This window comes from Leeuwenhoekiella sp. ZYFB001 (assembly GCF_011784865.1).
Lineage (GTDB): Bacteria > Bacteroidota > Bacteroidia > Flavobacteriales > Flavobacteriaceae > Leeuwenhoekiella > Leeuwenhoekiella palythoae.
This window is the reverse complement of record NZ_CP050460.1, coordinates 3,490,468-3,503,212: the sequence shown is the minus strand read 5'-3', so window position 1 is coordinate 3,503,212 and position 12,745 is coordinate 3,490,468. Positions and strand designations below refer to the sequence as shown.

Sequence of the window (12,745 nt, the reverse complement as noted above, 5' to 3'; positions counted from 1 at the left end):
TAAAATAAATTCTTGGAATACCTAAAAAATTTCAGTCAGGTTTGTCCAAGACTTTCTGGCGCAAAATTAAGGAATGTTTTATTAAGTAGTATGCCGTTAGTTAGCACCGAGTTCTTGTAATCTGGATTCTTCATCAACTGAAGTTTCTCTGTTATTATCACTCAGCTTAAAGTTTCCGAAGTTATACCGCAATCCTACACGAATCTTTTGGAACTCCGGCATTGCAAAGAAGGTGTTGTTTTGATTTAAATAACGCGACTTAAGGGGTGTTTTCATCGTATTGAATACATCTTCAGAACTTAAATTAAGTATCAAGCGCCCATCTAAAAAACGCTTCTGAATATCGACATTAAGACGGTATTGAGGACGATCATATTCATAAGAGCCCACAAGATAATTTGAGGTGAAATTATTTGAAATAGTCACATTAAGGGTAGAATTGATAATGAGATAGTTTACGCTTTGAAAGAAAAATCCATTTATCTCATTTTCAATTTTACTTTGATTTTCATCTAGACTGGTAAACTCATTTTGCATATTAAAGAAGGATGCATAGATACTCATCCACATCCAATTATTTACAAATTCTGAATAGCTAACGTCCAGACTGTATTGTTGCTCATAATTGAGATTGGTATTTACGCTTCTCAAGGTTAAATTTTCATTATCCTGAAAGGGTAATCTACTCATCGCATTGTCGATACGATCCCAATAAAGGTCAAAACTCAACTTGTTTTTATACGTGTAATTAAGATTAACCCTGTTTGCAATTGCCGGTTGAATATTGGGGTTTCCTTCTTGAAAGTTGTTTTCATTTAAAAAATAGCGAAATGGATTCAAACTTTGAAAACGAGGACGATCTATTCTTCTGCTGTAGTCTACTCCAAAAGAATGATTATCAGAAGGATTGTGCATCAAGTAAACCGTAGGAAACAACTCTAAATATTCCTGCGTATTCACAACGCCTAAAGTTCTCGAGTTCCCGTTAGCATCTGTGTATTCTCCGCGCAATCCGGCTTTAAAACTCCATTTTTCCCAATCCTTGGCAAAGCTGAAATACGACGCATAAATAGCTTCGGTATAATCAAAATGATCATTCAAGATCGCATCAGCATCGCTTACATTTCCTGCAGTATTGAAGAACTCCTGTCTACTTTCAGAATTGATCCCAGAATATTTTGCTCCGGCCTCAAATGCCCAGCTTCCCAAATTACCTAAATAATCTAATTGCCCCGTATAAATCTGGGATTTTTGAGTTGGGATGGTGTTGAATGCATTAGAATTTAAAAGGTCGCCTTGAGCCGAAACATAACGCGTAGCCACAGCTTGCATTTGATCGTCTGTATAATCTATATAATTGGCGTTGGCTGAAAGCGTTGCTCCATTTTCGCCCAACTGCTTCTCATAATTTAAATTGAAAAGCAAATTGTCACGCTGGTTTTCTAATCGGCTTTGCGTGGTATAAAGAGAATCTAATTGACCTTGCGGATTATAGGTTTCCGTTCTTCCGCTAATTTCTGAATTGGCTTTTGGCGTATGCAGAATATTAGCCGTAAAACTCACCAGTTCTGTTTCACTTAATGTGAAATCTAAGATCGTATTTAAACTGTGCGAAATGGTTCGGGTTTCTCGCTGGAATAAATCTTCCCAAGTTGCTTTTTCACTTCCGTTTGGGTTGTAAAATTGAACAAACCCTTCATCAGTTTTTACATCAAAACGCGAATTGAAATTATAACTCGCAAATGCATTTAGCCAATCGGTTTTATAATATTGGCTGGTTCCTGCATTGTATTTCGGTTTGATCCCTACCGTATTTGAAGCGTTGATGCTTCCTTTATATCCTATGGAAAGATTTTTAGAAGTTATAATATTCAAAATCGCGCCACCTTCAGCATCATACCTCGCCGGTGGATTGGTAATCACTTCAACTGATTTTATGTTAACTCCGGCAAAACCTTCTAGTAATTGCTGCAATTCTTCATTAGTCAAATACACCTTACGATCATTGATGTAAACCTGCGCAGGTCTATTTTTTACCAAGAGTTGCCCCTGATTGACAACCACCCCGGGAGTTCGCTGTAAAATATCATACGTGGTACCTGAAGAAATGGCTGTATTCTCCACATTAAAAACCATTCGGTCTATCCCGCGTACGATGGTAGGTTTTCTATAGTTAACCCTGACAGCCTCTAAAGCTTCAGAGTTTTCCTGAAGCATTAAATCTGGGATACGTATTTGATCTTTCAGCTCAAACGGATTACTAAAACCATCTTTAAAACCCACAAAACTGGCTTTGATCAAATACCTTCCGGAAGGTATTTCAGCAAAAAGAATTGCACCATTTTCTTCACTCACCGCTCCTTTTACAAACGAAGAATCTGCTGCTTTAAGCAACAAGACGTTAGCATAAGACACCTCTTGTTTATTGGTGTCAACAATTTTACCGGTTATACTTCCGGTCTGAGCAACAGATACAAATGAAATTAATAAAACGGAGAGTAATATCGGGTGCTTCATATATGCTCAAAACTAATGTAAAATCTTTGTTAAAATAAATTTAAAAGAAAAGAATTTCTGTTGAAAGCCTATTGTTTGAACTAAAATTTATTTATTAGAAAATGCATAACCTAAACTGTATATTTGCAGGCTAAAGTTCGCTTACTGCGAACATTGATGAAGTACGTTTATGAAGAACATTCGCAATTTTTGCATTATCGCTCACATTGATCACGGAAAAAGTACGCTGGCAGACCGCTTACTTGATTTTACCGGTTCGGTAACCGAACGTGAAAAACAAGAGCAACTTTTAGATAATATGGATCTGGAGCGCGAGCGTGGTATTACCATTAAATCGCACGCGATACAGATGAATTATATACACAATGGAGAGCCATTTATTTTAAATCTAATCGACACTCCGGGCCACGTAGATTTCTCTTATGAGGTTTCGCGTAGTATTGCTGCTTGTGAAGGAGCCTTACTTGTGGTTGATGCTGCTCAAAGTATTCAAGCGCAAACCATTTCTAACCTGTATTTAGCATTAGAAAATGATCTTGAGATCATTCCGGTATTGAATAAAGTAGATCTGCCTAGTGCAAACCCTGAGGAAGTTACAGACGATATTGTTGATCTTCTAGGTTGCGATGCAGCAGATGTAATTCCGGCCAGTGCAAAAACTGGTATAGGAATTCAAGAAATTCTTGATGCGATCATTACGCGTATTCCGGCGCCGAAAGGAAATCCTGATGAGCCGCTACAAGCTCTTATTTTTGATTCGGTTTACAACCCATTTAGAGGAGTTGAGACCTATTTTAGAGTTATTAACGGTGAGATCACAAAAGGTCAGCATATTAAATTTATGGCGACCGGAAAGGATTATCACGCAGATGAAGTAGGGACACTAAACCTCAAACAATCTCCTAAAAAAGTTATCAAAACCGGTGATGTAGGTTATTTAATTACCGGAATCAAAGAGGCCAAAGAAGTAAAAGTTGGTGATACTATAACAGATGCGAAGAGCCCTACAACCAATATGATCTCAGGATTTGAGGATGTAAAACCTATGGTTTTTGCAGGAATTTATCCTGTAGATACTGAAGATTATGAAGATTTACGTTCTTCGATGGAAAAGCTTCAGCTTAACGATGCGTCTCTTGTTTTTCAGCCGGAAAGTTCAGCAGCTTTAGGTTTTGGTTTCCGTTGTGGGTTTTTGGGAATGTTGCACTTAGAGATCATTCAAGAGCGCTTAGAGCGTGAATTTGATATGACGGTGATCACTACAGTTCCTAACGTATCTTACCAGGCCTATACCATAAAAGATAAGCAAACACCTATTTTGGTGAATAATCCTTCAGACCTTCCAGATCCTGCGGGAATGGATCGTGTTGAAGAACCTTTTATAAAAGCTTCGATCATTACTAAAGCTGATTTTGTTGGTCCGGTAATGTCACTATGTATCGAAAAACGTGGTCAGATCACTAACCAAACTTATTTGACACCAGAGCGTGTTGAGTTGAGTTTTGATATGCCGCTTGCCGAGATCGTTTTTGACTTTTACGATCGTCTTAAAACGGTTTCTAAAGGTTATGCTTCGTTTGATTACGCACCTATAGGAATGCGTGCTTCACACTTGGTTAAAGTAGATGTTTTATTAAACGGAAACACTGTAGATGCACTTTCTGCTTTGCTGCATAAAGACAATGCCTACGATATAGGTAAAAAGATGTGTGAGAAGCTTAAAGAGCTTATTCCGCGTCAGCAATTTGATATTCCTATTCAGGCTGCAATTGGAGCCAAGATCATCGCTAGAGAGACGGTAAAAGCACTTCGTAAAGACGTTACAGCCAAATGTTATGGTGGAGATATTTCGCGTAAGCGAAAACTTCTTGAAAAACAGAAAAAAGGGAAAAAGCGTATGCGTCAGGTAGGTAATGTTGAAATTCCTCAGGAAGCATTTATGGCGGTACTGAAACTTAACGACTAGATGAAACGCATTCAGTTTATAGGTTTAGCCTTGATCATTATCTGCGGAATGATCAGTCAGTATACAAACGCCACACAAAATCAATTTTTAGTCTGGTTGTTAGCTCTTGGTGCTGTAGCAGGAATCCTGATGGTGATCTCTGACTATTTTACTTCCAAAGAGAAAAAATAACGTAACAAAACCCTCGCAATTTATGCGAGGGTTTTTGTTTAATACTGTTTCAATGCTATTCTTTCGCCATTATTGCGGCCTGAAGCCAAAGCAGCTTCAACAATTTGTATATCACGTAAACCTTCGATTCCCAGAGCGATCATAGGTTTATCATTCATAATCGCAAGCGCGTCATCATCCATCTGGATCGCTTGTTGATTACACTCGCAAGGAGCCAAATACTTACCATCACTCGTGCTTCCGCTTACGCCATTATAACTTTGAAAAGGAGCCAACTCATAATTTCCATCAGCGCAGTTTACTTTTAAAAAATTGACATTATCAGCATAAGTCACGCGGCCTTTAGCGGTAATTCCGTTAGGAAATTCAAGATCAAAATACGTGATCTCAGGAGCTCCGTTTAAAAATAGATCGGGTCTTTGCGTCTCGTGTGAAGCAGTGAGCGAAATAGGTTCTAATCCCGTAGCGTATCGCATAGCGTTGATAGGGTAAACGCCCATATCATAGATAGCGCCGCCTCCTTTTGCACCATCTAAACGCCAACCACCCGAGCTGCCAATTCTAAAACCGGCTTCGGTATGAACACTCTGCAACGCGCCATACGGATTGGTTTTTGCCCAATTAATTATGGTTTGGGTGTTTTGCTCGTGTTGCATACGATATCCTATCGCCAAGCGCACATTATTCTTCTCACAAGCGTCTATGATTTCTTGACACTCACTTACAGTCATCGCCATGGGTTTTTCACAAAACACATGCTTACCCGCGTTTGCAGCCATCACCGCATATTTTTTATGCAAAAATGTAGGGGTAACGATGTACACTATATCTATATCTTCATTATTAGCAATTTCAGGCAGCGTTTCATAACTGTAAACATTTTTATCTTTGATTCCGTATTTCTCCTGCCAGACTGGTATTTTTTCCGGACTTCCGGTTACAATCCCGCGTAATTCAATATGCTTGGTTTGCATAAGGGCAGGAGCTAGATTATTAGTAGCATAACCTCCTAAACCTAATAAAGCAACACCAAGCTTCTTTTGAGGATTTCCATTAGCAAAATGGGGTAGTGGTAAAGTGCTCGCGGCAAGCGCTAGACCAGTAGTTTTGAGAAAGCTGCGTCTGTTTTTCATAAGAATGTTTTGTAGAAAGTTACAGAACAATCCTTTACAAAATTCTTAAAAAGAACGCATTAGTATAATTTTAATAGACTGTAATCATTGCACTTAGCATAAAAAAGGAGATCAAAAATGATCTCCTTTTTTGTATTTCAACAAGACTTTTAATCTTCAGTCTCTGTTTCTTCAGCTTCTTTTTTAGCGACAGCGACTTCTTCGGGATCAAAAGGTTTCCCTAAGTAAACCAACTTGGTATTCGCAAAACTTTCAACATCAACCTCATCAAGATTCGACTTTAAAATTTCTAGTTCGCCCGATTCCTTTTTCAGAAAAATAGGAACGATATTTTCATCGGCACGGGTGCTTTTAACCAGTTTAACGAAGGCTTCCTTAGATTCGATATCAATTTCCTGAATAGTAGGATGTGCCCGCGCGACTTCGGTGAGGCGAATAAAATCATCAGTAGGAGAGAAGAGCCCTTCGTGTGGAGATGCCTGTGGACTTCGCATTTCATCAGGTGTAATAAGTCTGAACGAACCATTTTCTCCAAATATATTTTTAAAGCGATTGATCGCGTATTCATTGATGTCCCCATTACCCGTCAACGCCATTAAATAGCCTACGTCATTCAATTCAATATTATTCATCAAGCTGTCTGAATAAATACTTTCTTCAATAGCTTCGAGACCACGATCTTTAGCTTTTTCAATATTATAACTGTTGCTATCTACAAGCACCACGTGACGCCCATTTTGCATTAAATACTCGCCAATAATTCGTGAGGCTTTAGAAGCACCAATGATGACAATTCCTTTAGATTCTTTAAGGAATACGCCAACAATTTTAGCAAACAACCGGGCTGTAGTAGCATTGAGCAAAACTGTACCCAGCACGATCATAAATACCAAAGGCGTAATATATTCTGCACCTTCAACGCCTTCACTCACCAACTGTAATCCAAAGAGCGACGCAATACCCGCGGCAACAATACCACGTGGTCCCACCCAGCTCACAAAAAGTTTTTCATTGAATTTTAAGCCCGAACCTTTTGCGCTGAGAAAAACTCCAATAGGTCTCAAAACAAAAACCACTACAGCAAATAGTAAGGCTGCCTTCCAGGTGTAAACCAAATACAGATCTTGCATTTCAATATTTGCCGAAAGCAAAATAAACAGCAGCGAGATCAACAATACACTGAGTGATTCCTTAAAGTACAGTAATTCTTTGATGTTAGGAAGTTTCATATTACCCATCACCATACCCATCACCACTACAGAAAGGAGTCCGCTCTCGTGTGCAAAAAGGTCTGAAAGCACAAAAACACCCAGCACACAGGCTAAGGTAAAAACGTTTAATAAATAATGCGGAATGATGTTTCGTTTGATACAAATCGCTAGTGCGTGCGCAAAAGTGAATCCGAAAGTAAAACCAAATAATACAATCTTACCAAACTCTTCAAGCGCGGTAAGGGTAAATTCGCTTCCGGCACCAACACTAATAAATTCAAACACCAATACCGCCACTAAAGCACCAATAGGATCAATAAGAATACCTTCCCATTTAAGAATGGCAGAAATATCTTTCTTAAGTGGAATATTACGTAAGATCGGTGTGATTACTGTTGGTCCTGTAACGATGATCAAAGCAGCAAACAAGAATGAGATACGCAGGCTTAGATCAAAAATATAATAGGCCGCAGCCCCGGCACCAAAAAAGGTTACCAGAGAACCAATAATGATCAACTTTGTAATTACCGGACCTACATTTTTTATCTCGCTAAAGCGTAAGGTAAGACCACCTTCAAAAAGGATGATCCCAATGGCAAGCGATACAAAGTTAAAGAGCCGCTCTCCCGGAAAAATACCTACTTCACCGTCCCAGATGGGTTCAATCCACTTTGAACCATCGTAGGTAAATAACGTAGAAATAGGCCCCACAAAGAGCCCAATTAAGATTAAGGGTAAGATTGCCGGTATTTTAAATTTCCAGGCGACCCATTGCGCCAAAATACCAAGAATGATGATTCCTCCCAGTTCTAACATGAATTCAATTTTTTTGCTATGATACGGCTTTATTGTATGATGCTAAAGCCCTGACTAGCGATTCTTTGTTAAATATAGCTTAATTACTCGGGGCAAAAAATTTGATTTAACGTGCTTTTAGTAATTTGCAAGTCGCGTCTTGATAATCGAGTTTACATTATTTGTCTGCTTTTTTAAGCCAGATGAAGTTGAAATTCTTTACCGTGGGACCTGAAGCTAAATGAATCTATTACAAATTTCCTTTAGGGACGTTTTACTCGATAATCGAGATTTAATGCTTCATATTCTTACTACGAAGTATTTCACTCAAAACGTTTAAGATTAAAAATTTATGACAATACACGCTATAGATGCCGGCAGTTTTAAGCTTGACGGCGGTGCTATGTTTGGTGTAGTTCCAAAATCATTATGGACGCGCACCAACCCTGCAGATGCTAACAATATGATTGATATTGGTGCACGCTGCATGCTTATTGAAGAAGGTGATCGCCTGATTTTAATAGATACAGGAATGGGAGATAAGCAAAGCGAAAAATTTTTCAGCCATTATCATCCTTGGGGTGGTGCAACTCTTGAAAATTCACTGTTAGAAAAAGGATTTCATCCAGATGATGTGACCGATGTTTTCCTGACACACTTACATTTTGATCATAGCGGGGGTTGTATAAAATGGGCTAAAGATGGAAAAACCTTGCTGCCTGTTTTTAAAAATGCAACCTACTGGAGTAATAAAGACCACTGGGAATGGGCGACCAAACCCAACGCTCGTGAGAAAGCCTCCTTTTTAAAAGAAAACATTCTTCCTATCGAAGAAAGTGGTCAGTTAAAATTTGTTGATAGACCTGATAAAGCATTTACTGCAACATCGGCGTTAGACTTTGGTATTTTGTTTGTAGATGGTCATACTGATAAACAAATGATTCCACATATTGAATATCAAGGGAAAACCATTGTATTTGCAGCAGATCTTTTGCCTACCGCAGGACATTTACCATTGCCGTATGTGATGGGATTTGATACGCGTCCGCTATTAACACTTGGCGAAAAAGAAAACTTTTTAAAAGATGCTGCTGATAAAAACTATTATTTATGGCTTCAGCATGATGCGCACAATCCTATAATTACGGTTAAACATACCGAAAAAGGCGTGCGCTTGAATGAAAAATTTAATATTGCAGATATTCTTTAATCCTGAGGAATTAAAGAATAGTTATAACCCATTTCCTCAGCAACCCGGCAGCAATGCCACAACATAAAATAACTCCTAAATATGAAAAAAATAGTTCTTGCAGCTTTTGGAGCTGCATTGCTTCTCTCAAGTTGTGATTCCACAGCGCCATTAATCAGTATTCCTGCTGAAAATGTTGACCAACTTCCTTTAAAAGTTTCTGAGCTTAATGAAACTCAAGAAAAAGCCTGGCCTACAAAAGATATTACGGCAGATACCATTCCCGGTATGAGCGTAGCTAAAACCTATGATGAGATCATAAAAGGTACCGGATCTTCAGTAATCGTAGCGGTTATAGATAGCGGGGTAGATATTGAGCACGAAGACCTTGACGGGGTGATTTGGACCAATGAAGATGAAATTCCCAATAACGGAATAGACGACGATAAAAATGGCTACATCGATGATGTACATGGATGGAATTTTCTAGGCGACGTTGTGAATGAGCAATTAGAAAAAAGCCGTATCGTTCAAAAATATGATGCACAGTTTAAGGGTAAAACTTTAGATCAAATTCCTGCTGCTCAAAAAGAACTTTTTAAAACTTATACCGAAGCTAAAAAGCAAGTAGAAACTGAAAAAGACGAACTTATTCAGCAAAAAATGCAATACGATCAGATCGTTGCAGCGGTAAAAAGCGCACATACTGCGGTTTCTCAAAAATTAGGAAAAGAAGATTACACTGCAGAAGAACTTCAGGCTCTTGAAGCAACCACCGAAATGGACCAGCGCAATAAGGCTATCCTGACTCAGATGCTTAATTATGAAGATTCTATTCCTGAATTTCTGGTAATGATCAACGAGCAGCTAGAAAGTATGACGAATCAAATTAATCATAACTACAATCTAGAGGGTAATTACAGAGCAGTAGTTGGTGATGATCCAGACGACATTAAAGACACTGATTATGGAAATAATAATGTTATAGGTCCTGATCCTGATGCTGCCAGACATGGTACTCACGTAGCCGGTATTATCGCTGCAGAACGTAATAATGGTATTGGTATGGATGGCGTTGCTAACAATGTAAAAATTATGGTAGTACGCGCGGTTCCTGATGGTGATGAGCGCGATAAAGATATTGCTCTTGCTATACGTTATGCTGTAGATAACGGTGCAAAAGTGATCAATACCAGCTTTGGAAAATACTTCGCCACAAATCCTGAATGGGTTTATGACGCTATCAAATACGCAGCAAAAAAGGATGTTTTGATCGTTAACGCTGCAGGTAATGAAGGTATAGATTTAGATACCGGTGACACGGTTTATCCTAATGATCAATTAGATAACAAAACTGAATTTGCAGATAACTTAATTTCTGTAGGTGCGCTTAATGAAACCTACGGCGGTAAACTAGTTGCTAGTTTCTCAAACTACGGTAAATCAAACGTTGATGTTTTTGCTCCGGGAGTTCAGATCTATTCAACCGTTCCGGGTAATGAATATGAATTTTTGCAAGGAACTTCAATGGCTTCTCCAGAAGTTGCAGGAGTTGCAGCAATGTTGAGATCCTATTATCCACAATTCAGTGCAGCACAAATCAAACAGATCATCCTGCAAACCGGTGTAAGCACAAACATTCAGGTTTCTGCAGGTGGTGATCCAGAAAACGTAAAATCATTTTCTCAGCTTTCTAAATCAGGAAAAATGGTTAATATGTATAATGCCTTTAAAATGGCCGAATTATCAAGTAAATAAATAACACTGCTCGAAACACCCATTATTGGCACCACCAAGGGATGTAGTGTTTCGAGCATTTTTTATCGTTTATTGCGTAAAAACTAAACTAAAATATGAACTTAAAAACTCTAGTAGGTCTTTCAATCTTAGGCTTTTTTAGCTTTGCACAAGCACAAAACAATACTTCATACTGGCAACAACATGTTGATTATACCATGGAGGTTGATATGAATGTTGAAGATTACAATTACACCGGTAAACAAGAATTGGTGTACACTAATAATTCGCCTGATACTCTAGATCAGGTTTTTTATCATCTTTATTTTAATGCTTTTCAACCGGGAAGCGAGATGGATGTACGTTCTTTAACCATTCAAGATCCTGATCGTCGCGTGGTAGATCGCATTTCAAAATTAGAACCGGACGAGATCGGCTTCTTAAAAGTGAGTACATTGACTCAAGATGGAACCGCACTAACGTACAACGTAGCTGGGACTGTACTTGAAGTAAGTCTTGCAAAGCCTATCGCTCCGGGCGAAAGCACCACCTTCAACATGGATTTTAACGGTCAAGTACCTGTACAGATCAGAAGAAGCGGTCGCAATAATGCCGAAGGAGTAGCACTATCTATGACACAGTGGTATCCTAAATTAGCTGAATACGATTTTCAGGGTTGGCACGCAGATCCGTACATCGCACGTGAATTTCATGGCGTTTGGGGAGACTTTGATGTGAAAATCAGCATCGATGCAGACTATACCATTGGTGGTACCGGATATCTACAAAATCCTGAGATAGGCCACGGATACGGAGCACCTGATCAAAAGCCTGTAAAGCCAACAAAAGGAAAATACACTTGGCATTTTGTGGCGCCTAACGTACACGATTTTACTTGGGCAGCTGATCCTGATTACATTCACGATAAAATCACAGCAGAAGACGGTACGATCTTGCATTTCTTTTACAAAAACAACAAGGAAATCATTGAAAACTGGAAAAATCTTCAGCCTAAAACAGCAGAGCTTTTAGCCTTTTATAACAAGCACGTAGGCCAATATCCTTACGATCAGTACTCAGTGATTCAAGGTGGTGATGGTGGTATGGAGTATGCAATGTGTACTTTAATTACCGGTGAACGCAGTTTTGGAAGTTTAGTAGGAGTAACCGCACACGAATTTGCTCACAGTTGGTTTCAGTTTTTAATGGCAACCAATGAGCAAAAATACGAGTGGATGGATGAAGGTTTTACCACCTATATCTCTACCGTAGCAGAAAATGTGGTAATGGGAGAGAAGAAAGAAAATCCGCAAGCGGGTAATTATTCTTCTTACTTCAGATTGGCAACCAGCGGTATAGAACAACCGCAAACCACTTATGCAGACCGTTATGCACTAAATGCTGCATATGGTGCTTCGGCGTATTCTAAAGGTGCTGTGTTTTTAGCACAATTAGGTTATGTCATTGGTCAGGAGAATTTAGCAAAAACCCTAACAAAATATTTTGATGAATGGCATTTTAAACATCCTACGCCTAACGACTTTAAACGTGTTGCAGAAAAAGTAAGCGGTATGCAGCTTGACTGGTATCTGGTAGACTGGACCGAAACTACCAACACCATTGATTACGCGATTAAAAACGTTGAAGAAGTTGATGGAAAAACTCAAGTTACTTTAGAGCGTAAAGGCTTAATGCCAATGCCGGTAGATTTCTATATCAACACAACAGATGATGCTACAGAAGCCTATTACATTCCGTTACGTATGATGCGCGCAAGCAAGGCAAATCCGTTTCCTACTATGCCACGCACGCAGTTAGAAGACTGGCCGTGGGCATACCCAACGTATACCTTTACGATAGACAAACCGCTTTCTGAAATTAAAGCGATGACTATAGACGCACAACAGCTAATGGCTGACATAGACAGAAGCAATAACAGCTGGTCTAAAGATACTGAATAAGTCTTGAAGCCTAATTCCTTAGGATCATATATCCTTTGGTGATATCAAAAAAAGAAGTAATTAAA

General features: G+C 38.9%; 8 protein-coding genes. 5 read left to right on the top strand and 3 right to left on the bottom strand.

All coding sequences use genetic code 11. The features are described from left to right. Positions 1–96: 96 nt before the first annotated feature. On the bottom strand, positions 97–2,517 hold the full coding sequence (locus HCN54_RS15030; RefSeq protein ID WP_167598428.1) for an outer membrane beta-barrel family protein: 2,421 nt from the start codon (positions 2,515–2,517) through the stop codon (positions 97–99). Between the two features lie 169 nt (positions 2,518–2,686). Here HCN54_RS15030 and lepA point away from each other — a divergent pair, with 169 nt between their 5' ends. After that, positions 2,687–4,483 (top strand): translation elongation factor 4, encoded by a 1,797-nt coding sequence (lepA, locus tag HCN54_RS15025; RefSeq protein WP_072980967.1) that lies wholly within the window; start codon positions 2,687–2,689, stop codon positions 4,481–4,483. Next, on the top strand, positions 4,484–4,654 hold the full coding sequence (locus HCN54_RS15020) for a hypothetical protein (RefSeq protein ID WP_167598427.1): 171 nt from the start codon (positions 4,484–4,486) through the stop codon (positions 4,652–4,654). Between the two features lie 38 nt (positions 4,655–4,692). Here HCN54_RS15020 and HCN54_RS15015 read toward each other — a convergent pair whose 3' ends face one another. Next, positions 4,693–5,787 (bottom strand): Gfo/Idh/MocA family protein, encoded by a 1,095-nt coding sequence (locus tag HCN54_RS15015; protein ID WP_167598426.1) that lies wholly within the window; start codon positions 5,785–5,787, stop codon positions 4,693–4,695. 149 nt (positions 5,788–5,936) lie between these two features. Continuing rightward, positions 5,937–7,814: a cation:proton antiporter gene (locus tag HCN54_RS15010; protein WP_072980963.1), complete on the bottom strand. Its 1,878-nt coding sequence runs from the start codon at positions 7,812–7,814 to the stop codon at positions 5,937–5,939. Positions 7,815–8,145: 331 nt separating this feature from the next. Here HCN54_RS15010 and HCN54_RS15005 point away from each other — a divergent pair, with 331 nt between their 5' ends. From HCN54_RS15005 to HCN54_RS14995, 3 genes are all read left to right on the top strand, one after another. Next, positions 8,146–9,003 (top strand): MBL fold metallo-hydrolase, encoded by an 858-nt coding sequence (locus tag HCN54_RS15005; RefSeq protein WP_167598425.1) that lies wholly within the window; start codon positions 8,146–8,148, stop codon positions 9,001–9,003. A gap of 81 nt (positions 9,004–9,084) precedes the next feature. Next, on the top strand, positions 9,085–10,740 hold the full coding sequence (locus tag HCN54_RS15000) for a S8 family peptidase (RefSeq protein WP_167598424.1): 1,656 nt from the start codon (positions 9,085–9,087) through the stop codon (positions 10,738–10,740). Between the two features lie 95 nt (positions 10,741–10,835). After that, on the top strand, positions 10,836–12,680 hold the full coding sequence (locus HCN54_RS14995; protein ID WP_167598423.1) for a M1 family metallopeptidase: 1,845 nt from the start codon (positions 10,836–10,838) through the stop codon (positions 12,678–12,680). The last annotated feature ends 65 nt before the right edge of the window (positions 12,681–12,745 follow it).